The sequence below is a fragment of the Bradyrhizobium cenepequi genome, assembly GCF_020329485.1.
In the GTDB taxonomy this organism is placed as follows: Bacteria; Pseudomonadota; Alphaproteobacteria; order Rhizobiales; family Xanthobacteraceae; genus Bradyrhizobium; species Bradyrhizobium cenepequi.
The window spans coordinates 418,188-439,091 of sequence record NZ_JAGKJI010000001.1; the positions used below are offsets into that span (position 1 = coordinate 418,188).

The following is a 20,904-nucleotide window of genomic DNA, read 5'->3' on the forward strand; positions in this document are numbered from 1 at the left end:
TAAAGGTTTAAATACGCGTAAAAGTTGAGTATGTACTGGCGATAGTCAAGGAGTAGCCTATGAGGTCCGCAGCCGAAGCCATGAAGCCGGCTACAGGACGGCTTTCGGACCCGCTGGATCAAGTCGACTACCGTCTCGCCGAGACCGCGGAGGAAAAGGACGAGATCTATCGACTCCGCTATCGCGCCTATCTCCGTGAAGGTGCAATCCAGCCTTCGGCCGACGAGCGCGTCATCGATCAATATGAGGACGCTCCGAACGCCTGGACGTTCGGCGTATACGTTCACGGCGAGCTCTACAGCTCTATCCGGATCAGCGTGCTGACGTCCGAGTGGCGGATGTCGCCCTCGGTTGAGCTGTTCGGCGATGTACTTCATCCCAAGCTCGATCAGGGACTCGTCTTTATCGATTCGACGCGATTTGTCGCCGACCCCGAAAAGGCGCGCAATTTCCCGGAACTGCCTTATGTCACCGTGCGGCTCGGCTCGACCGCCGGCGTTCACTTCAATGCGGACTACGGGTTGGCCATCGTCCGTCCCGAGCATATGGCGTTCTACCGCCGGATGTTCCTGCACGAGGTCTGGTCCGAAGCGCGCCTTTATCCGGGTCTGGTCAAGCCGGTCGGATTGATGGCCGCGCACCTGCCCAAGGTGCGTGAACGGGTGCTTGCTCGTTATCCGTTCCTGCGCTCGAGCGCGTTCGAGCGCAGGATGTTGTTCAGGCGGGGACGAGGCCAGTCTACTACCACCGATGATGTCGGGTCCTCCTTCGCGCAAGCGTCGATCGTTCCGAGTTCCTGAATAATCCGGGTCCCCCGGACTGTTGCAGAAGACCCGCAATCTGCCCGATTCCTCTCGGCGAATCCGGGAAACCGCTGCTTCCGCGCTTGCCTTCACCCTCGCGCCACATTTACAACCCATTAACCAAAGGGGGCGCTTTTCGCCGTTTGTCCGCATTTGATCGGGTCTGGCAAGGTCCCATCAAGGTTGACGGAACGTTCGTTTAACCATCGCCCTGTAGACCGGATGAGAATTCGAAAACGTGAGCGTGGAGGCTCCGGAATGAAATATCAGATGCGAATCCTCCAGGGATTGAAGCTCGCCGCGGTGCTCGCGGTGGCGCTGTCGATGGGTGCTTGCGCCAACAAGAACATCGGCGCTGACGGCGCAATGGCGAGTGCTGCGACCCCGGGGAGCCAGCAGGATTTCGTCGTGAACGTCGGCGACCGCGTTTTCTTCGAGAGCGACCAGACCGACCTGACCCCGCAGGCGATCGCGACGCTCGACAAGCAGGCGCAGTGGCTGCAGAGCTACAACCGCTATACCTTCACCATCGAAGGCCACGCCGACGAGCGCGGCACCCGCGAGTACAACATCGCGCTCGGTGCGCGTCGTGCCCAGGCGGTTCGCGCCTATCTCGCCTCGCGCGGCATCGATCCGAGCCGCATGCGCACAATCTCTTACGGCAAGGAACGTCCGGTGGCGGTCTGCAACGACATCTCCTGCTGGTCGCAGAACCGCCGTGCCGTCACGGTGCTGAATGCGAGCTCGTAAGCTTTTGAAATTCCGCGATTTGCCGCCGGCGCCATGAGGCGCCGGTTTTGTTTGGGCGGCCATTTACTTCAGTCACAATTCCGGCGTACTCCCTGCCTCAATGTGGTTCCGCGTCGATTTTCGTCGTCAGGGCAAGATGTCATCTAGATTTCTTAGAGTTACGAGCGCCGCGGCGATTGCCGCGGGACTGGCTGTTTCCGCACCGGCCTTCGCACAATCCGATGATGCGGACCTTGAAATGCGGGTCCAGCACCTGGAGAACCAGCTTCGACAGCTCACGGGCCAGAACGAGGAGCTGCAATATCGTAATCGCCAGTTGGAGGAGCGCCTGCGCCAGCTCGGCGCCGCGCCGCCCGGCCCCGGCGGCCAGCCTCCAGCCGCTCAGCCTGGCGTACAGCCTGCGCCATCCTATCCGCCACAAGGCGGGCAGCCGGCCTATGGACAGCCGCGGCAGGGGTATGGGCAGCCGCAGCCGGGTTACCGGCAGTCGCAGGGCGGCTACGACCAGACGCAGATCGCAGCTCCCGCTCCAATCGTGCAGGAGCCGGCCGCGCCAGCGGCGGGCGGACGTCGCCGAGGCGATGCCTTCGATCCGACGCAGAACCCGAGCGCCCCAGGCGCGCCGCGCGCACTTGGTGGTGGCCAGATGCCGATTTCGCCCGATGCCGCGGTCGGCGGACGCGGTGCGGGCGAACCGCTCGACCTCGGCAATACCAGCCCACGCAATGCCGGCGCACCGGCAGGGGGCGGCACCACCGCCGCGCTGACCACCTTGCCGCCATCGGCGACATCGAAGGACGAGTTCGACCTCGGCATCGGCTACATGCAGCGCAGGGACTATGCGCTCGCCGAGGAAACCATGCGCAATTTCTCCCAGAAGTATCCCAGCGATCCCCTGATTCCGGATGCGCAGTATTGGCTCGGTGAGAGCTATTTTCAGCGTCAGCAGTATCGTGATGCCGCAGAAGCCTTCCTCGGCGTGACCACGAAATTCGACAAGTCGGCCAAAGCGCCGGACGCGCTGCTGCGGCTTGGCCAATCACTGGCAGCGCTGAAGGAGAAGGAAGCCGCTTGCGCTGCGCTCGGTGAAGTGACGCGGAAATATCCGCGGGCTTCTACGGGCGTCAGAGCCGCCGTCGACCGTGAGCAGAAGCGGATCAAGTGCTAAAGCGGTGCTGCTGGAGCCGTTCGGCTCCGCGATCGATGGCACCGCCATGTCCGATGACAGCAGCGCGATTTCCGCGACCGAAGCCAAGCGTCTCTTAGACGGCTGGAAGCATGCACCAGCGATCGTTCTGGCCGTGTCCGGTGGCCCGGACTCGGTGGCGTTGATGTGGCTCGCCGCCCGCTGGCGCCGGGCACTCAAGCAGGGGCCGCGGCTGATCGCAGTTACCGTCGACCATGGCTTGCGCCCGCAGGCCGCGCGCGAGGCGCGTGAGGTCAAGCGCCTTGCCGGCACGCTCGATCTTCCCCATCGGACATTGCGCTGGACCGGGATCAAGCCGAGCACCGGCCTGCCGGAGGCGGCGCGCGAGGCGCGCTATCGCCTGCTGGCCCAAGCGGCTCGCGCGAGCGGGGCCACCCATGTGCTCACGGCGCACACCCGCGACGACCAGGCCGAAACGCTCCTGATGCGGCTATTACGAGGCAGTGGCATCGCCGGCCTCGCCGCGATGGGGCGCGAAACCGAACGCGAAGGCGTGAGACTGGCGCGGCCGCTGCTCGCTGTTCCAAAGTCGCGGCTGATCGCAACCTTGGAGAAAGCCAGGATCGGCTATGCGGTCGATCCGACCAATCGCGATACTGCGTTCACGCGCCCCCGGCTACGCGCACTGATGCCGACGCTGGCCGCAGAGGGGGGCGATGCCCGGAACCTCGCGCGGCTGGCGGCACGGCTCGCCCGGGCCAATGCCGCCGTGGAGGTGCTGGCTGATGGTGCCGAGCGCTACCTGGCATTGCGCGATGGCAGTGCAGCACGCCCCGGATTCGATGCCGAGGCGTTTGTGGCCCTCCCCGAAGAGATCCGGCTGCGCTTGCTCAAGCGCGCGATCGATCGGGTGGGCCATGAGGGACCGGCCGAACTGGGCAAAGTCGAGGCCCTGCTCGCTGCCCTCGATCAGGCGGTGATCCAGGGCACAGGCAAGCTGAAACAGACGCTCGCCGGCGCGGTCATTGGGCTCGTCAATGGGCGGATCCGCGTCGAGGCGGCGCCGCCGCGCCGGAGCCGGGCCCGCTGATATTCAGGCGAACAGGAAAATTCCTCTCATATCCGCTCAACTACCTCATCTCCGCTTAACCACCCGCAAAAACCCGGGAGTTTTTGCGCCATCATTTGACCGGGAATCGGGCTAGGATGCGCTAAATAGTCCTGTGCAGTTCCCTTGGCAGATACACCCGTGGCACCTAAATTGTATGCAGTCGCTAAGGGGGGATTCCCAGGGGTTGCCTGAAGTGCCTGCCTGAGGCCGCACGAGGATAGTTTTGAGGCCGCGATCCGCGCGACCACGAAGGAAGATCAATGAACGCCAATCTGCGGAATTTCGCCCTCTGGGTTATTATCGTCTTGCTGCTGCTGGCGTTGTTTACGCTCTTCCAGAACCCGGGTCAGCGCGCGTCCTCGCAGGACATCTCGTTCTCGCAGCTCCTGAGCGAAGTCGATCAGGGCCATGTCCGTGACGTCGTGATCCAGGGGCCGGAAATCCATGGCACCTTCACCAACGGCTCGAGCTTCCAGACCTACGCGCCGAACGACCCGACGCTGGTGAAGCGCCTCTACGACGGCAAGGTCCAGATCACCGCGAAGCCGCCGGGCGACAACGTACCGTGGTTCGTCTCGCTCCTGGTCTCCTGGCTGCCATTCATTGCGCTGATCGGCGTGTGGATCTTCCTGTCGCGTCAGATGCAGGGCGGCGCCGGCAAGGCGATGGGCTTTGGCAAGTCGCGCGCCAAGATGCTGACCGAGGCGCACGGCCGGGTGACGTTTGAGGACGTTGCCGGCGTCGATGAGGCCAAGCAAGACCTTCAGGAGATCGTCGAATTCCTGCGCGACCCCGGCAAATTCCAGCGCCTGGGCGGACGCATTCCGCGCGGCGTGTTGCTGGTCGGGCCTCCCGGCACCGGTAAGACGCTGATCGCCCGTGCGGTCGCAGGCGAAGCCAACGTGCCCTTCTTCACCATTTCCGGTTCTGATTTCGTCGAGATGTTCGTCGGCGTCGGTGCATCGCGCGTGCGCGACATGTTCGAGCAGGCGAAGAAGAATGCGCCTTGCATCATCTTCATCGACGAAATTGACGCGGTCGGCCGTCATCGTGGCGCTGGTCTCGGCGGCGGCAATGACGAGCGCGAGCAGACGCTCAACCAGTTGCTGGTCGAGATGGACGGCTTCGAGGCCAATGAGGGCGTGATCCTGATTGCCGCGACCAACCGGCCGGACGTGCTCGATCCCGCGCTGCTGCGTCCCGGCCGCTTCGACCGTCAGGTCGTGGTGCCGAATCCGGACGTTGTCGGCCGCGAGCAGATCCTGAAGGTGCACGTCCGCAAGGTGCCGCTGGCGCCCGATATCAACCTGAAGACCATCGCGCGCGGCACGCCGGGCTTCTCCGGCGCCGACCTGATGAACCTCGTCAACGAGGCCGCACTGACCGCCGCCCGCCGCAACAAGCGGATGGTGACGCAGGCTGAGTTCGAAGAGGCCAAGGATAAGGTGATGATGGGTGCCGAGCGCAAGTCGCTCGTTATGACCGAGGAAGAGAAGCTCCTGACCGCTTACCACGAAGGCGGCCATGCGATCGTCGGTCTCAACGTCGTCGCCACCGACCCGATCCATAAGGCGACCATCATCCCGCGCGGTCGTGCGCTCGGCATGGTGATGCAGTTGCCGGAGCGCGACAAGCTGTCGATGTCGCTGGAGCAGATGACCTCGCGTCTTGCCATCATGATGGGCGGCCGCGTCGCGGAAGAATTGGTGTTTGGCCGCGACAAGGTCACCTCGGGTGCCGCCTCCGATATCGAGCAGGCCACCAGGCTCGCGCGCATGATGGTTACGCGCTGGGGCCTGTCGGAGGAGCTTGGCACCGTCTCCTATGGTGAGAACCAGGACGAGGTATTCCTGGGCATGTCAGTGTCGCGCACCCAGAACGCCTCGGAGGCGACCGTCCAGAAGATCGACTCCGAGATCAAGCGCTTGGTCGAAGAGGGGTATCATGAGGCAACGCGTATCCTCACCGAGAGGCGCGCCGATCTCGAGATGCTCGCCAGAGGACTGCTCGAATTCGAGACGCTGACGGGCGAGGAAATCCAGGACTTGCTCAAGGGCAAGAAACCGAACCGCGAGTCCGTGCTCGAGCCGACCACACCGCGCGCTTCCGCCGTACCGCCCGCCGGCAAGTCGCGCCCGCGTCCCGATCCGGATCCCGGCCTGGAGCCGCAGCCTCAGGCGTAAGCGCTTCTCACAGAAAAGTTCTCAAAGCCCGGCCGTCGAGCCGGGCTTTGTTTTTGAGTGCTCGCGAGCGATCTGTTCGCTGCTCTCGACCGATCGAGAATATGATTGGCGTCTGTCAGATGCCATGGCATCCTTCCGGCAGCCGGATGCGGCAAGTCCGCGCCTTCAGAAGCGCGGCAGAAATAGGGGGAGGGTAGCCAATGCATTGGGCGAAGGCGTTCGGCGCGCTTGGTGCCGTTTCTTTCCTGCTATTGCCCACCGCTTCCATGGCCGCCGACATGCGCGGCGTCACCGCGGCCGAAATCCGGATCGGCCAAACCATGCCTTACAGCGGTCCGGTGTCGGCATTCGGGGCGCTGGGCAAAGGCGAGGTCGGCTATTTCAAAATGCTCAACGAGCGTGGCGGCATCAACGGACGCAAGGTCAGCCTGATCTCGCTCGATGACAGCTATCAGCCACCAAAGACGGTCGAGCAGACGCGGCGGCTGGTCGAGAGCGACGAAGTCGCGCTGATCTTTTCCTCGATCGGCACCGCGCACAATACCGCCATTGCAAAGTACCTGCAGAGCAAGAACATCCCGCAACTCTTTCTGGCATCGGGCGCTTCGAAATTCGCTGATATCGGGCAGTATCCGCAGGCGACGATGGGTGTGCAGGCGCCGTTCCGGTATGAGGCGCGTCTCTATGCACGCCATGCGTTGGCAAAGAACCAGAACGCCAAATTCGCTGTCATCTCGCAGAACGACGACTTCGGCCGCGACTATCTCGCGGGACTAAAGGACGTGCTTGGTGAGAAATATGATGCCGCCGTAACCAGTGCGACCTACGAGATATCAGACCCGACCATCGACTCGCAGATCGTCAAACTAAAGGCTTCCGGCGCGGACGTGTTCGTGATCGCGGCCACGCCGAAATTCGCCGCACAAGCGATCCGCAAGTCATATGAGATCGGCTGGCGGCCGATGACCTTCCTGTCCAACGTGGCGGTGTGGATCTCGACCGTGATGGAGCCTGCGGGCGTCGAGGCCGGCACCGGCATCCTTTCGACTGCCTATGTGAAAGACCCTGATGATCCCGCCTGGAAAGACGATGCCGGCGTGAAAGCCTGGCGTGAGTTCATGAGCAAATATGTTCCGGAGGCCGATCAGCACGACACCAATTACGTCAACGCCTACAACAGCGCGATGGCGCTCGAAGCGGTGCTGAAAGCCTGCGGCGACGACCTCTCGACCGAGAACATTCTGCGGCAAGCGTTCTCGGTCAGGGACCTGCAATTGCCGATGCTGCTGCCTGGCATCAAGATCAACACCTCCCCGACGGACCACGTCCCGGTCGATCAGATGCAGTTCATGCGCTTCAACGGCAAGAGCTGGGAGCGGTTTGGCGAATTGCAGACGGGGAATTGACTGGATGACCCTTGGCGATGGCGCCGTCGTCTCGGGCTTGACCCGGGACCCATAACCACAGGTGCTCGTGGTGTGCAAAGCTAGGTCGACTTGCTCGCCCCACAACGGGCTCCGGTGGTTATGGTCCTGGCTTTCGCCAGGACCACACCGTCATTGCGAGGAGCGCAAGCGACGAAGCAATCCATGCCTCCGCAAGCGGCGAAATGGATTACTTCGCTACCGCTCGCAATGAGTAGTTGACCGACTGAATATCGTCATGCAGTCCCGGGCGCACCGAGATGCACGGCCAGAATGTGCTCCGGCGTCTCGATCACATCGATCCTGTCGCCGTCGCCGCCGACGAAGGCAAGCACGGTGCGCTCGCCGTCGCGCCACATGCTGCCGACGAGCGCGATGTTGATGTGGACGGGCTGCTCCGTCGCGAACCTCGTGCATTGAATCCAGAAGCGCATGGGATTCTCCTTCTTGAACCGCCGCAGAATACGAGACGGGACCTCACTATCTAGGCACGCGACCGCAATTCGCGCGCGGCGGCGACCATATTGGCGAGCGCCGGGCGCACCTCCTCCCACTTGCGGGTCTTTAGTCCGCAGTCCGGATTAATCCAGAGCTGAGTGTCGGAGAGCCGCTGCCTTGCGAGCTTGAGGAGATCGGTGATCTCGCCGACCTCGGGCACGCGCGGCGAGTGGATGTCGTAGACGCCGGGACCGATTTCGTTCGGGTAGCGGCAATTCCTGAACGCGTCGAGCAATTCCATTTTCGACCGCGAGGTCTCGATCGAGATGACGTCGGCGTCCATCGTCGCGATGGCGTCGATGATGTCATTGAACTCGGAATAGCACATATGGGTATGGATCTGGGTCTCGTCGCGCACGCCGGAGCAGCAGATGCGAAAACTGTCGACCGCCCAATCGAGATAGGTACTCCATTCCGACCTGCGCAGCGGCAGGCCTTCCCGCAGCGCTGCCTCGTCGATCTGGATCATGCCGGCGCCCGCCGCCTCGAGATCGAGCACCTCATCGCGGATCGCCAGCGCGATCTGCCGGCACACCTCGCTGCGAGGCAGGTCGTCGCGGACAAACGACCAGTTCAGGATGGTCACAGGACCCGTCAACATCGCCTTCACTGGCTTCGTCGTCAGCGATTGGGCGAACTGCCACCATTCGACCGTCATCGGGTGCGGTCGTGAGACGTCGCCGTAAAGGATCGGCGGCCTGACGCAGCGCGAGCCGTAGGATTGCACCCAGCCAAGTTCGGTGAAGGCGAAGCCGGAAAGCTGCTCGCCAAAATACTGCACCATGTCGTTGCGCTCGAACTCGCCATGCACCAGGACGTCGAGCCCGATATTCTCCTGCCAGCGCACCACGTGCGCCGTCTGATCTTGGAGATAGCTCTTGTATGCCGTGTCGCTGAGTGCGCCCTTGGCATGAGCGGCGCGCGCGTTCCTGACGTCGGTGGTCTGCGGAAAGGAGCCGATGGTCGTGGTCGGGAAGCGCGGCAGGTTGAATCGCTCGTGCTGCACCCCGGCGCGGTCGGCGAACGGGCTGGCACGATGGCGCATGCCATCATCGATGACGGCGAGACGCTGCGCGACAGCCGGGTTGTGAATCCGAGGCGAGATCTTGCGCGCAGCCGCGGCCGCATCGGATGCGCGGATAGCTTCGGACGCATGGTCGCGGCCGCTTCCAAGCGCCGTCCCCAGCGCGGCAAGCTCTTCGAGCTTCTGCACTGAGAATGAAAGCCAGGTTTTCACTTCGGGATCGAGCCTGGTCTCCAGCGCGAGATCGATTGGCACATGAAGCAGCGAGCACGATGGCGCGATCTGGACGCGCTCCTTGCCGAGCTTTGCCACCACAGGCTCGATCCGGTCGAGGATCCGGCTCAAATCGGCGCGCCAGATGTTGCGGCCGTCGATCACGCCGAGTGACAGCACGCGCTCTTTCGGAACGTCCATGAGATCGCCGAACTGTTCAGGCGCGCGCGCGAGATCGAGATGCAGGCCGGCGACCGGAAGATCAAACGCGACCGCCCGATTGCCGCCGAGCCCACCGAAATAGGTTGCCAGCATGATCCTGATATTCGGCGCCGCTTTGGCGATTTCGGAATAGGCGCGCCGCAAGGCTTGCTGCGCGGCGGCGTCCAGATCAAGCACGAGACAGGGCTCGTCGATCTGCACCCATTCCGCACCGCGGGCAGCAAGTTCGCGCAAGACTTCGATGTAGACCGGCAAGAGCCTGTCGAGCAGCGACAGCGTGTCGAAATGCGCGTCCTTGGACTTGGCCAGTTTTAAGAATGTGATCGGGCCGATCAGCACGGGGCGCGTCTGATAACCTAGCGCCTTCGCCTCCTCATACTCTTCGATCGGCTTGCGCGAGGCGAGCGCAAAATACTGGTTCTTGCGAAGCTCCGGCACTATGTAGTGATAGTTAGTGTCGAACCATTTCGTCATTTCGAGCGCCGCCACGCCGTGCGCGTGATAGGCGTGTCCGCAGGCCCCGTCATGCGTGCTGCCTTGGGCGCCGCGTGCCATTGCGAAATAGGTCGCAAGCGGCACCGCGCCGCCGGTCCAGCCATAGGTTTCCGGGATCGCGCCGACCATCGCGCAGGTGTCGAGCACCTGGTCGTAGAACGAAAAGTCGTTCGATGGGATCACAGTGATGCCGAGCTTCTTCTGCCGCGCCCAGTTGGCCGCACGCAGCCCGACACCAGTTTCGATCAGAGTCTTCTCGTCCGATGCACCGGACCAGAAGCGTTCCAGCGCGAATTTCATTTCACGGCGCGGACCGATCCGCGGCGTGCCGAGGGATGCAACAGCAAGTGAAGTGGGAGACATTGGCTTAACCCCATGTGTTGGGGGCAAAGGCCGTAGTGACACGTCTGGATTCCCTAGCGTGACGCGCGCAAGGAATCGCAACGCACCACCGGGACACCCCGCCCGAGGACGTGTATGTTGCCGAGGCAGGTCTCCTGGCTCGCGGGTCTCCGCTCGGGTCCGGCCTTCCCGAAGCCTTGCCGGCTTCAGTGGCAGTTGTGGACCGCGGCTCGCCGCTTACAGTTGCGGGGGCAGCTCCGGCTTTGCACCGGCTTCCCTCTTAGCTTCGGAAAGATCTCTCCGAAGAACCACGACGCGTTCACTTACCGGCAAGATCGCGCGAACGTCAACTCGGCTGACATCACGTGCGCATGGAGCCGGTTGTTCACAGCGTCAACGATGGGAGCGCAAAAATTCTTGCGCTTGGCCCAGGCGTCCCATTGACACCATTGTCCAAATCGCACCAGATGTAGCTGTTACGGTCCGCCATGACGCAAGGAATGGTGGCTAAGAGGGAAGCCGGTGATCGCGCATCGCTCGCGAGAATCCGGCGCTGCCCCCGCAACTGTAAGCAGTGAGTTGCTCCCGATTTTAGACGTCACTGATGCGGCTTCGCATCGGGAAGACGGGGGGTGACGCCGACCTGCGAGCCAGGAGACCTGCCGTGACAGCAAAATAACGTCCACGGGCGGGGTGTCCCGGCGGTCGCTTGCAGGCTCATGCCGGTCCGCCGCCGGCATCATCACGCAGCGTCGCTTTCTGGCATCCGGCCCCAGCAACTCACGGGGTCTGCACGATGTCACTCTCTCTCGATCGCGAAGCAACAGTCGCGCCGCTCATTCACCCGCGACCCGAATCACTTGCAGCGTCGGAAGCGCGGTTGCCGATGCAGGTGATCCGCCGCAATGGCACCGTCTCGCAATTCGATGCCGGCAAGATCTCGGTGGCGATGACCAAGGCTTTCCTCGCGGTCGAGGGACATACCGCGGCCGCATCCCGCCGCGTTCACGAAGCGGTCGAAGCGCTGACGGCCGAGGTGATCGGCGCGCTGTCGCGCCGGATGAGCGAGGGCCGCACCTTTCATATCGAAGACATCCAGGACCAGGTCGAACTGGCGCTGATGCGCAGCGGCCATCATAAGGTCGCGCGCGCCTACGTGCTCTATCGCGAGGAGCGTGCGCGGCAGCGCGCCGAGCAGCAAGCGGCGAAATCCGAGGGCGCACCGAGCGGGCCAATCATCCACGTGACGCTCGCGGACGGCAGCGAGGTGCCGCTCGACCATGCCAGGCTGGCGATGATCGTGGGCGAAGCCTGCACCGGGCTCGACGGTGTCGAGGCCGCGCCGGTGATCGCGGAAATCCAGCGCAATCTCTATGACGGCATCAGCCAGGACGAACTTGCGCTCGCCAGCGTGATGGCGGCGCGCACGCTGGTCGAGCAGGAGCCGAACTACGCCTATGTCAGCGCGCGCCTCTTGCTCGACAAGCTCCGCACCGAAGTGCTGTCCTTCGTGCTTGATACGCCAACAACCGCGTCGCAGGCGGACATGGCTGTGCTCTATGGCGAATACTTCCCTAACTATATCAAGGCCGGAATCAGGACCGAATTGCTCGATCCCGAGCTCGGTCGCTTCGACCTGAACAAGCTCGCCGCGGCGCTGAAGCCGGAGCGCGATCTCGCGTTCCAGTTCTTAGGGCTGCAGACGCTCTATGATCGCTATTTCCTGCATGCCCGCGGCAACCGGATCGAATTGCCGCAAGCTTTTTTCATGCGCGTCGCCATGGGGCTGGCATTGCGCGAGATCGATCGCGAGGCGCGCGCGATCGACTTCTATAATCTCTTGTCGTCCTTCGACTTCATGGCGTCGACGCCGACGCTGTTCAATTCCGGCACGCTGCGGCCGCAACTGTCATCCTGCTTCCTCACCACCGTTCCCGACGATCTCGACGGCATCTTCAAGTCGATCAAGGACAACGCGCTGCTCGCCAAATATTCCGGCGGCCTCGGCAATGACTGGACACGGGTGCGCGGACTTGGCGCGCATATCAAGGGGACCAATGGCGAGAGCCAGGGCGTGGTGCCATTCTTGAAAGTGGCCAACGACACCGCAATCGCGGTCAACCAGGGCGGAAAACGTAAGGGTGCCGTCTGCGCCTATCTCGAGACCTGGCACATCGATGTCGAGGAGTTCCTGGACCTGCGCAAGAATACCGGCGACGACCGTCGCCGCACCCATGACATGAACACGGCAAACTGGGTGCCCGACCTCTTCATGCAGCGCGTCGAGGCTGACGGCGACTGGACGCTGTTTTCGCCGGACGAAACGCCGGATCTGCACGATCTCTACGGAAAGGCTTTCGCCGAACGTTACGCGTCCTACGAAGACAAGGCCGCGCGGGGTGAGATGCGCGTGTCCAAGAAGATCCGCGCGGTCGATCTCTGGCGGAAGATGCTGACCATGCTGTTCGAGACCGGGCACCCCTGGATCACCTTCAAGGATCCCTGCAACCTGCGTTCGCCGCAGCGCCATGTCGGCGTGATCCACTCGTCGAATCTCTGCACCGAGATCACGCTCAACACGTCGGATGAGGAGACCGCAGTCTGCAATCTCGGCTCGGTCAACCTGCTCAACCACGTCGGCGACCGCGGGCTCGACACTGTCAGGCTGCAGCGGACGATCGCGACCGCGATGCGGATGCTCGACAATGTCATCGACATCAATTTCTACACCATCCCCGAGGCGCGACGCTCCAACCTGCGGCACCGCCCGGTCGGCCTCGGGCTGATGGGATTCCAGGATGCGCTGCATGTGCTGCGGATCCCGCTTGCTTCGGACGCAGCCATTACCTTCGCCGACACCAGCATGGAGGCGATCGCCTATCACGCGATCTCGGCGTCCGTCGATCTCGCCGCCGAGCGCGGGCGTTATCCGTCGTTTGAGGGATCGCTGTGGAGCCGGGGCATCCTGCCGATCGATTCGATCGAACTGCTCGCAGAAGCGCGCGGTGAAGTCGAGATGGACCGCTCGCGGACGCTGGACTGGGACGACTTGCGCGAGCGCGTCAAGACGATCGGCATGCGCAATTCCAACGTGATGGCGATCGCGCCGACGGCAACCATCTCCAACATCTGCGGCGTGGCGCAGTCGATCGAGCCCGCCTACCAGAACCTCTATGTCAAATCCAACATGTCCGGCGACTTCACCGTCGTGAACGCTTTCCTGGTCCACGACCTCAAGGCGCGCGGATTGTGGGACGAGGTGATGGTCAGCGACCTCAAATATTTCGACGGCAGCTTAGGCGCGATCGACCGTATCCCCGATGATTTCAAGGCGCTGTATGCGACCGCGTTCGAGATCGACAGCGCCTGGCTGATCGAGGCGGCGGCACGGCGGCAGAAATGGATCGACCAGTCGCAGTCGCTCAACCTCTATATCGCCAATCCCTCCGGCAAGAAGCTGGATACGCTGTATCGTCTTGCCTGGCAGCGCGGCCTGAAGACGACCTATTACCTGCGCTCGCGCAGCGCCACCCATGTCGAGAAGTCGACGCTGAAGGGCACCGACGGCAGGCTCAACGCCGTCACGGTAGCCCCCGCGATGGCCATCGCACCGGATTTGTCCGGCGCCATCGCCTGCTCGATCGACAATCCCGAATGCGAAGCCTGCCAGTGAGCGGCGGAAATAAGGAGTAACGCCATGCTCGACTGGTCAGACCCCGCCACGCCCGCGCGCCACGCGGCCGTTCCCGTCACGAACATCGCCGCAGCCAGCAACCAGACTGGCCTCGGTGCCATCGATCGCCATGGCGGCCGTGTCTCGGTCGACGACAAGCGAATGATCAACTGCCGCGCCGACCTCAATCAATTGCTGCCGCTGAAATACAAATGGGCCTGGGAGAAATATCTCGCCGCTTGCAACAATCACTGGATGCCGACGGAGGTCTCGATGCAGGCCGATATCGCGCTGTGGAAATCGCGCGACGGTCTGACCGAGGACGAGCGACGCGCGATCAAGCGCAATCTCGGCTTCTTCGCGGCTTCCGAAAGCCTCGTCGCCAACAACATCGTGCTGGCGATCTACCGCCATCTGACCAATCCGGAATGCCGGCAATATCTGTTGCGGCAGGCATTCGAGGAGGCCGTCCACACCCACACCTTCCAGTACATCGTCGAGAGCTTGGGGCTCGATGAGGGCGAACTGTTCAACATGTACCGCGAGGTGCCTTCGATATCAGGCAAGGCGGCATGGGCATTGAAGCACACCCAACATCTCGACGATCCCGATTTCAGGACCGGGACGCCGGAAGCCGACCAGGCGTTCCTGCGCGACCTCGTCGCCTTCTATGTCATCTTCGAAGGCATGTGGTTCTATACCGGCTTTGCGCAGATCCTCTCCCTCGGCCGGCGCAACAAGATGATCGGGATTGCGGAGCAATATCAGTATATCCTGCGCGATGAATCTATTCACCTGAACTTCGGCATCGACGTTATCAACCAGATCCGAATCGAGAATCCGCACCTTTGGACGAGGTCGTTCCAGGAGGAGATTCGCGAAATGGTACGGACGGCGGCCGAGCTCGAAGCAGCCTACGGGCGGGACACCATGCCGCGCGGCTTTCTCGGACTGAACGCGGCACTTTGCGAAACCTACATGCACTTCATCGCCGATCGCCGCTCTGCCCAGCTTGGGCTCGCGCCGGTATTCGATGAGGCCGACAATCCTTTCCCCTGGATGTCGGAGGCGATGGACTTGAAGAAAGAGAAGAATTTCTTCGAGACCCGCGTCATTGAATACCAGAACGGCGGCGCGTTAAGCTGGGAGTAACCAACGGCCCGAGAGGCAGCCGCTGCCGGGACCCCTTCCTTTTGTGCATTCCAGTGGTCGCAAATCCGTCTTGCCAGACGCCATGAATAGGTGTTCAGCTTTTGCAGCGATCCGCGCTCGATCGCCCAAAAGCAGTGAAGTCTCGTTCGGCCGATCGCGAGCCGGCGAGGGCCTGGGGACGGAACCGTGCCATGGTCTATCGGCGAACCCATCAAGTGGTGAAACGGCTGGCCGCCCGGCGCAGCGCCATTCTGGCGGCGGCGCGGGAGGCGGCGGCGGATGGCGGCATGGCGGCGGTCCAGATCGCCCCGGTTGCGGTCCGCGCCCATGTCGCGGCCGGGACCGTCTACCGCTACTTCCCGTCAAAGGCCGATCTGATCTCCGAGCTGATCGCCGAGGTCTCGCGCGACGAGCTCGCCGCGATCCGCCGGGCGGCCGATGCCGCGCCGGGACCATCTTCGGCGCTGGCCGCCGCGGTCACCACCGTCGCCGTCCATGTGTTGTCGCAGCGCAAGCTCGCCTGGGGGATTCTGGCCGAACCTGTCGACGTCGACGTTACCGCCTCGCGGCTTGCCAGCCGGCGCGAGATCGCTGGCGAGATCGCCACCCGAATCGATGCCGCGGTGCGCGCCGGTCACCTGCCGGCGCAAGATACTGCGCTCGCCGCCACTGCGCTGCTCGGCGCGTTGCATGAGTCGCTGGTCGGCCCGCTCGCACCCGACAATCTCGACGATCCCGTCAAGCTGCGCGATGCGGTGCAAACAGTGACGCTGCTCGCGCTGCGCGCCGTCGGCGTCATGGACGCCCGCGCTCGCGGCCTCGTGGTGCAGGCCACTACGCCCGCGAAGGCTTTGGTGGGGGCATAGGCGGCGGCGCGATGAGTAGGAGTGGGCAGAGCGAAGCGTGCCCACCATTCGCGAGAACGTCAAGAGATGGTGGGCACGCTTCGCTTTGCCCACCCGGACCCCGTAATGACGTCGAGGAGACGTCGCTTTCGCTCACTTCTCCGCGTCGCTTTGCGAGGCGACGGAAGCGATGCGGACCATGTTGGTGGTGCCGGGGATGCCGAGCGGGACGCCGGCGACGATGATCACGCGCTGGCCGGCGCGGGCAAAGCCATCCCTGAATGCTATGGAGTTGGCGCGGTCGACCATGTCGTCCTGGTCGCGCGCGTCCTCGGCAACGACGCAGTGCACGCCCCACACGACCGAGAGTTTGCGGCCCGTCGCCAGATTCGGGGTGATCGCAACGACCGGTACCTTGGGCCGTTCGCGCGCGACGCGGATCGCGGTCGAGCCCGACGAGGTCCAGCAGATGATTGCCGAGAGGTCGAGCGTCTCGGCGATCTGGCGCGCGGCATCCGCAATGGCATCGCCAACCGTCGGCTCCGGCTCGGCGCGCTGCGCAGTGAGCACGCCGCGATAGGTCGGGTCGCGCTCCACCTCCTCGCCGATGCGGTTCATGGTGGTGACCGCTTCCACCGGATATTTGCCGGCGGCGGATTCCGCCGAAAGCATGATCGCGTCCGCGCCTTCATAGACGGCGGTCGCGACGTCGGAGACCTCGGCGCGCGTCGGCACCGGCGCCTGGATCATCGATTCCAGCATCTGGGTTGCCACCACCACCGGCTTCCCGGCGCGGCGCGCCATCCGCGTCATCTGCTTCTGCAGGCTTGGCACGCGCTCCAGCGGCAGCTCGACGCCGAGATCCCCGCGCGCGACCATCAGCGCATCGGACGCCTCGATGATGTCGGCCAGCCGGTCGATCGCCTGCGGCTTCTCGATCTTGGCCATCACTGCGGCGCGGCCACGGATCATCTTCTTGGCCTCGTGGACATCCTCGGCGCGCTGCACGAAAGATAGTGCGATCCAGTCGATACCCGTCGTCAGCGCGGCCTCGAGATCGGCGCGGTCCTTCGGCGTCATCGCCGAGACCGGCAGGTCGGTGTCGGGCAGGCTGACGCCCTTGCGGTCCGACATCTTGCCGCCGATCACCACGCGCGTCACCGCGTGGTCGGGCGAGGTCTCTTCCGCGATCAGCCGCACCTTGCCGTCGTCAAGGAGCAGCGAGTGACCTGGCCGCAGCGCCGCCAGGATTTCAGGATGCGGAAGCTGGACGCGGGTGCTGTCGCCCGGCGTCTTGTCGGAATCGAGCACGAAGCTCTGGCCGTTGTTGAGCTGCACTGATCCTTCGGCAAAGGCGCCGAGCCGGAGCTTGGGGCCCTGCAAGTCGACCAGGATGCCGATCGGCCGGCCGTAGCTGGACTCGACATTGCGGATGGTCTTGACGAGGTCCCGCATCTTGTCATGCGGGGTGTGGCTCATGTTGATGCGAAAAAGGTCGGCGCCGGCCTCGAACAGCTTGCGGATCATTGCGCTGTCAGAGGAGGCGGGACCCAGGGTCGCGAGAATCTTGATTCGACGCAGTCGTCTCATTGCTTGCTTCCGGGTGGTGCGGCTGGTGGCAAACCAGACGCGCCCGGAGGCGTTCCGCCCGGCGGATTGGTCAGGCCTGGCATGGCGCCCGGGCCGCCCGGAGCGACTCCCCCCGGCATTCCCGGTACGTTTTGTGCCGGCTGTTCGTTGGCTTCGGTGAGTTGCACGGTCCAGGCGCGCTGCTCACCAGTGTCAACCTCGAAGAAGCCTGTGCGGTCATAGCCGCGCGCCAGGCAATTCTCGGTGCCGCGGATGGTGAACTCCTTGTCGCGCGAGCACATGAAGGCCTGGCCCGACCATTCGCCGCCGCGGTCGTAATCGAGCGCATAAATGTAGTAATAGCGGGCGACCAGGTTGCCCCGCAGCAGGGTCTCACAGGAGCGCGAGGAGATGTTCCACCAGCCCTCGGTGGTCCAGCCCTCGGCATCCTTGTAGCCGAGCGCAATGCCGACCCGGCTGGCGGTGTTGTTACAGAGCCGGAAATCCGCCGCTGCCGGGCTGGCCCACAGGCACGCCGCCGCAAGCGCCAGCACGGGAAGAAGACCGGCAAGCAGGCGAGGGGGGAGGGGAAGGGAATCCAGTACGATCATGGGGCGAAGCTACACCGAATCATTGACGATTTCGCGTGGCCCGGCGGCGCCTGTCAACGGAAGGCAGGCGGAGTTCTGCCATCGGAAACCGCCGATCCCACCCGATTTCATCCTGTTTTGCGCAGCGATATGGCAAAATCTGTGACGAAGCCCACCTGATATCAATATGCTGGGAAATGACAAACCGGGATGACGGCCATGACGATTGACGACAAGACCAGAACCGAGCTGGAAGCCGCCGTTTTCCGGCGCCTGGTGCAGCATCTGCAGAACCGCACCGACGTCCAGAATATCGACCTGATGAACCTTGCCGGATTCTGCCGGAATTGCCTCTCCAACTGGATGAAGGAAGAGGCCGACGCCAAGGGCGTCGCGATCAGCAAGGATGAGAGCCGCGAGGCCGTCTACGGCATGCCCTATGACGAATGGAAAGCGAAATATCAGGGCACGGCGACGCCGGAGCAACTGGCCACGATGAAGAAGGCACACCCCGGGCATTGAGGGTCCGAAGTAATCCGTCATCGCGGGATGGTGCGTGAGCACCAGACCCGGAATCTCGAGATTCCGGGTTCGTCCTTCGGACGTCCCGGAATGACGGTGAAACTACGCGGATACGCCAGCATCTCCTGTGGGCGCGCTGTGGATGAGCGCGACGTTTCCTTGACGGGAGGCGTCCCAAACTTGAGGGTCATTTCCGACACGCGATGCGTGAGGAGCGCATACCGCTCAGGACGCCTCAACATCAGTTCCATTTCAGGAGTACACGATGGCCACCTCCGCTGCCGTCAAAGAAGAACCCGCGACCCGATTCGCAAAGGACCAGCTCAAGGCCATCATCGAGCGCATCGAGCGGCTGGAAGAAGAGAAGAAGGCGATCTCGGACGACATCCGCGACGTCTATGCGGAGAGCAAAGGCAATGGATACGACGTCAAAGCCCTGCGCACGATCGTGCGTCTGCGCAAGCAGGATCCGAACGAGCGCCAGGAGCAGGAGACCATCATCGAGACCTACATGCAGGCGCTGGGGATGATCTGAGGTCGTAGCGGGCGTACCACGTCGCTTCATGGACGCTCCACCTCCCCTTGAAAAGGGGAGGTCGGTTTGCGCGTGAGCGCAAACCGGGTGGGGATCAGCTCTCTCCACACGCGCGTCTGCGCCCGTGGCTTGACCCCCATCCCGACCTTCCCCCTTTCAGGGGGAAGGGGAAAACAAGTTCAGCGCAAAGCGGCGGTGCGGACGACGAAGAATGTCGTCGGAAGCGTTGCGGTGGCGGAGCCGGTGAAGGTGTCGCAGCTCATGCCCATCATCGGATCATTCGAGAAGGTCATGTTGATGGCGGCCTGCGGCTTGACGAAATGGGCGCGCATCAAGGTCATGTCGGTATCGCCGAGCACCGTGGTCAGCATGGCGTTGCTTGCGCTCGGCGCCAGCATCACAACCCGCATCCAGAGATCGTTGCCCTTGGCAGCGGAGATGCGATTCGAGGTCGCAATCACGCTGCCCTGACCCTGCGCGCCCTTGGCGACCACCGTGTTGATCTCGGTTGCGGCGGTGCCGGCATTGCGGGTCGGGCGGACGCTGCGCGGGACCGGCGCTGAGGCGGCGACGATGTTGCCTCGCTCAACCGGCGCGTTCACCGCCGGGGCGTAGGCGAGCGCCTTGTTGAAATTCTCGGTCACGCTGGCGGTGGCTTGCGGATCGGCGGCGCCGACCGCCTCGCGCGCCCTAAGCGCCGCGATCTGCGCAGCCGTTGCCTGTTTCGCGGCAGGTAGATCGTCGCCCCAGAAGCCGCGGGCATTGATGATGTCTGCAGGCGTCTCAGGCTTCGGCTCGGACTTTTCCGCAGGCGCCGGTGCAGCCGGCTTGGGCTTTGGCGACGGGATGATCTGAGCGTCGGCTGCGGCGAGCTGGATGGCCGAGGCGAATTGCGGTTTCGCGCGCGGCATCGGCACAGGGTCGGTCGACTTGGAATCGGTAGATTTGGCAGAAGCCAGGACGGTCGCGGGCGCCGGCTTCTCGGCGGCGGCGGGCGTTGCGCCCTCATCGTCCTCGTCAGTCGTGGCAGCCGACTTGCCCGTGAACAGCGCGGTCAGGAAGCCGCCGATCTTGCTGCCGCCAGACGAGGAGCCATCGCCATTGCCACGCCGCTCGATGTCAGCGCGGGCAAGCTCATACCCCTTCAACGGGTTGCCGTCGGAGGGGACGTGGACCGTGCGACCATCCGGGAACACCCTGGCCAACTGGTCGTGCGTCATGCGCGGCCAGTGGCGGATCGAACCGGTGTCGAGGTGAACAAAAGGCGAGCCGGAGGTCGGATAGAAACCGACACCGCCACGCTGTAGGCGCAGGCCGGCATAGCGGATCTGCTCGAGCGGCACGCCGGGAATGAAGAAATCCATTGCATGCCCCAGCATGTGCTGGCTGTAGCGCGCCACCCCGGAGGAGCGGCGGCGGAGCATGGCGTTAGTCGCGGGAGAGCGGTAGGAGGAGATGATGTTGATCGGCTGCTTGCCGTCAACGTCGCGATAGACTTCCCAGAGGATGTCGAAGAGCCGACGATCCATCGTGGTCTCTTCCTGGGTGCGCCAGTCGCGCAGGAGATGGTTGAGCTTCTTCAGCGCGTCTTCATCGTAGCGGCCGTTGCGCTTGAAGGTGATGGTGAGGTCTTCGCCCGAATGAGTGTGGTGGAAGGAGAGGGTGCGGGTCTCGTTCAGGGCGGCGGCGTCGTGAACCGATCCGGCGCCGGCGAGCAGCAATAGCGATACCAGCCCGACCTGACATCCGGCTTTCGGGAACGACAGCAGTTTATCGTGGCGTGCGCGGACAGCCAGCACCGATGAG

The 20,904-nt window shown here is 63.4% G+C and carries 16 protein-coding genes and 2 riboswitches; of the genes, 11 read left to right on the plus strand and 5 right to left on the minus strand.

Translation table 11 applies throughout. The features are described 5' to 3' along the window. The first annotated feature begins 59 nt into the window (after positions 1-59). The 6 genes from J6497_RS02080 to J6497_RS02105 all read left to right on the plus strand — a co-directional run bounded on the left by J6497_RS02080 (position 60) and on the right by J6497_RS02105 (position 7,400). On the plus strand, positions 60-800 hold the full coding sequence (locus J6497_RS02080) for an N-acyl amino acid synthase FeeM domain-containing protein (protein WP_225702552.1): 741 nt from the start codon (positions 60-62) through the stop codon (positions 798-800). Between the two features lie 261 nt (positions 801-1,061). Next, positions 1,062-1,553 (plus strand): peptidoglycan-associated lipoprotein Pal, encoded by a 492-nt coding sequence (pal, locus tag J6497_RS02085; protein ID WP_225702553.1) that lies wholly within the window; start codon positions 1,062-1,064, stop codon positions 1,551-1,553. A 136-nt stretch (positions 1,554-1,689) separates the two neighbouring features. Next, positions 1,690-2,721 (plus strand): tol-pal system protein YbgF, encoded by a 1,032-nt coding sequence (gene ybgF / locus J6497_RS02090; RefSeq protein ID WP_225702554.1) that lies wholly within the window; start codon positions 1,690-1,692, stop codon positions 2,719-2,721. A 46-nt stretch (positions 2,722-2,767) separates the two neighbouring features. Continuing rightward, complete coding sequence (gene tilS, locus J6497_RS02095; RefSeq protein ID WP_225702793.1) at positions 2,768-3,790, plus strand: tRNA lysidine(34) synthetase TilS; 1,023 nt, start codon at positions 2,768-2,770, stop codon at positions 3,788-3,790. A gap of 281 nt (positions 3,791-4,071) precedes the next feature. Continuing rightward, on the plus strand, positions 4,072-5,994 hold the full coding sequence (gene ftsH / locus J6497_RS02100) for an ATP-dependent zinc metalloprotease FtsH (RefSeq protein WP_225702555.1): 1,923 nt from the start codon (positions 4,072-4,074) through the stop codon (positions 5,992-5,994). A gap of 200 nt (positions 5,995-6,194) precedes the next feature. Further along, entirely contained in the window at positions 6,195-7,400 is a 1,206-nt protein-coding gene (locus J6497_RS02105) for an ABC transporter substrate-binding protein (protein ID WP_225702556.1), read from the plus strand. A gap of 254 nt (positions 7,401-7,654) precedes the next feature. Here J6497_RS02105 and J6497_RS02110 read toward each other — a convergent pair whose 3' ends face one another. Then, positions 7,655-7,852: a hypothetical protein gene (locus J6497_RS02110; protein WP_225702557.1), complete on the minus strand. Its 198-nt coding sequence runs from the start codon at positions 7,850-7,852 to the stop codon at positions 7,655-7,657. Between the two features lie 50 nt (positions 7,853-7,902). Then, positions 7,903-10,233 (minus strand): 5-methyltetrahydropteroyltriglutamate--homocysteine S-methyltransferase, encoded by a 2,331-nt coding sequence (gene metE / locus J6497_RS02115; RefSeq protein WP_225702558.1) that lies wholly within the window; start codon positions 10,231-10,233, stop codon positions 7,903-7,905. Positions 10,234-10,340: 107 nt separating this feature from the next. Next, a riboswitch (cobalamin riboswitch) is annotated at positions 10,341-10,540 on the minus strand. Between the two features lie 134 nt (positions 10,541-10,674). Continuing rightward, positions 10,675-10,893: riboswitch (cobalamin riboswitch) on the plus strand. A gap of 115 nt (positions 10,894-11,008) precedes the next feature. Here metE and J6497_RS02120 point away from each other — a divergent pair. The 3 genes from J6497_RS02120 to J6497_RS02130 all read left to right on the plus strand — a co-directional run bounded on the left by J6497_RS02120 (position 11,009) and on the right by J6497_RS02130 (position 15,903). Beyond that, complete coding sequence (locus J6497_RS02120; protein ID WP_225702559.1) at positions 11,009-13,885, plus strand: ribonucleoside-diphosphate reductase subunit alpha; 2,877 nt, start codon at positions 11,009-11,011, stop codon at positions 13,883-13,885. A 24-nt stretch (positions 13,886-13,909) separates the two neighbouring features. Continuing rightward, positions 13,910-15,037, plus strand: a complete 1,128-nt coding sequence (locus J6497_RS02125; RefSeq protein ID WP_225702560.1) for a ribonucleotide-diphosphate reductase subunit beta — start codon at positions 13,910-13,912, stop codon at positions 15,035-15,037. 191 nt (positions 15,038-15,228) lie between these two features. Continuing rightward, positions 15,229-15,903 carry a TetR/AcrR family transcriptional regulator gene (locus J6497_RS02130; protein WP_225702561.1) on the plus strand — a complete coding sequence of 225 codons (675 nt, stop codon included), beginning with the start codon at positions 15,229-15,231 and terminating at the stop codon, positions 15,901-15,903. Positions 15,904-16,035: 132 nt separating this feature from the next. On the opposite strand, the gene pyk is transcribed toward J6497_RS02130, so the two are convergent. Next, positions 16,036-17,472, minus strand: a complete 1,437-nt coding sequence (gene pyk / locus J6497_RS02135; protein WP_225702562.1) for a pyruvate kinase — start codon at positions 17,470-17,472, stop codon at positions 16,036-16,038. Beyond that, complete coding sequence (locus J6497_RS02140; RefSeq protein WP_225702563.1) at positions 17,469-18,062, minus strand: DUF1036 domain-containing protein; 594 nt, start codon at positions 18,060-18,062, stop codon at positions 17,469-17,471. Before J6497_RS02140 ends, pyk begins: the two co-directional genes overlap by 4 nt. A 198-nt stretch (positions 18,063-18,260) precedes the next feature. Here J6497_RS02140 and J6497_RS02145 point away from each other — a divergent pair, with 198 nt between their 5' ends. Both J6497_RS02145 and J6497_RS02150 read left to right on the plus strand, forming a co-directional pair. Then, entirely contained in the window at positions 18,261-18,563 is a 303-nt protein-coding gene (locus J6497_RS02145; protein WP_225702564.1) for a DUF1244 domain-containing protein, read from the plus strand. 265 nt (positions 18,564-18,828) lie between these two features. Beyond that, entirely contained in the window at positions 18,829-19,098 is a 270-nt protein-coding gene (locus J6497_RS02150) for a DUF2312 domain-containing protein (protein ID WP_028163653.1), read from the plus strand. A gap of 179 nt (positions 19,099-19,277) precedes the next feature. Here J6497_RS02150 and J6497_RS02155 read toward each other — a convergent pair whose 3' ends face one another. After that, a complete protein-coding gene (locus tag J6497_RS02155; protein WP_225702565.1) occupies positions 19,278-20,897 on the minus strand; it encodes a peptidoglycan L,D-endopeptidase MepK in 1,620 nt (539 codons plus the stop codon). Positions 20,898-20,904 lie beyond the last annotated feature (7 nt).

What these genes read in the sequence shown, in the direction of transcription:
- J6497_RS02080 (WP_225702552.1), top strand. Translation starts at nt 60, where the DNA reads ATGAGGTCCGCAGCCGAAGCCATGAAGCCGGCTACAGGACGGCTTTCG.
- pal (WP_225702553.1), top strand. Translation starts at nt 1,062, where the DNA reads ATGAAATATCAGATGCGAATCCTCCAGGGATTGAAGCTCGCCGCGGTG.
- ybgF (WP_225702554.1), top strand. Translation starts at nt 1,690, where the DNA reads ATGTCATCTAGATTTCTTAGAGTTACGAGCGCCGCGGCGATTGCCGCG.
- tilS (WP_225702793.1), top strand. Translation starts at nt 2,768, where the DNA reads ATGTCCGATGACAGCAGCGCGATTTCCGCGACCGAAGCCAAGCGTCTC.
- ftsH (WP_225702555.1), top strand. Translation starts at nt 4,072, where the DNA reads ATGAACGCCAATCTGCGGAATTTCGCCCTCTGGGTTATTATCGTCTTG.
- J6497_RS02105 (WP_225702556.1), top strand. Translation starts at nt 6,195, where the DNA reads ATGCATTGGGCGAAGGCGTTCGGCGCGCTTGGTGCCGTTTCTTTCCTG.
- J6497_RS02110 (WP_225702557.1), bottom strand. Translation starts at nt 7,852, where the DNA reads ATGCGCTTCTGGATTCAATGCACGAGGTTCGCGACGGAGCAGCCCGTC.
- metE (WP_225702558.1), bottom strand. Translation starts at nt 10,233, where the DNA reads ATGTCTCCCACTTCACTTGCTGTTGCATCCCTCGGCACGCCGCGGATC.
- J6497_RS02120 (WP_225702559.1), top strand. Translation starts at nt 11,009, where the DNA reads ATGTCACTCTCTCTCGATCGCGAAGCAACAGTCGCGCCGCTCATTCAC.
- J6497_RS02125 (WP_225702560.1), top strand. Translation starts at nt 13,910, where the DNA reads ATGCTCGACTGGTCAGACCCCGCCACGCCCGCGCGCCACGCGGCCGTT.
- J6497_RS02130 (WP_225702561.1), top strand. Translation starts at nt 15,229, where the DNA reads ATGGTCTATCGGCGAACCCATCAAGTGGTGAAACGGCTGGCCGCCCGG.
- pyk (WP_225702562.1), bottom strand. Translation starts at nt 17,472, where the DNA reads ATGAGACGACTGCGTCGAATCAAGATTCTCGCGACCCTGGGTCCCGCC.
- J6497_RS02140 (WP_225702563.1), bottom strand. Translation starts at nt 18,062, where the DNA reads ATGATCGTACTGGATTCCCTTCCCCTCCCCCCTCGCCTGCTTGCCGGT.
- J6497_RS02145 (WP_225702564.1), top strand. Translation starts at nt 18,261, where the DNA reads ATGACGATTGACGACAAGACCAGAACCGAGCTGGAAGCCGCCGTTTTC.
- J6497_RS02150 (WP_028163653.1), top strand. Translation starts at nt 18,829, where the DNA reads ATGGCCACCTCCGCTGCCGTCAAAGAAGAACCCGCGACCCGATTCGCA.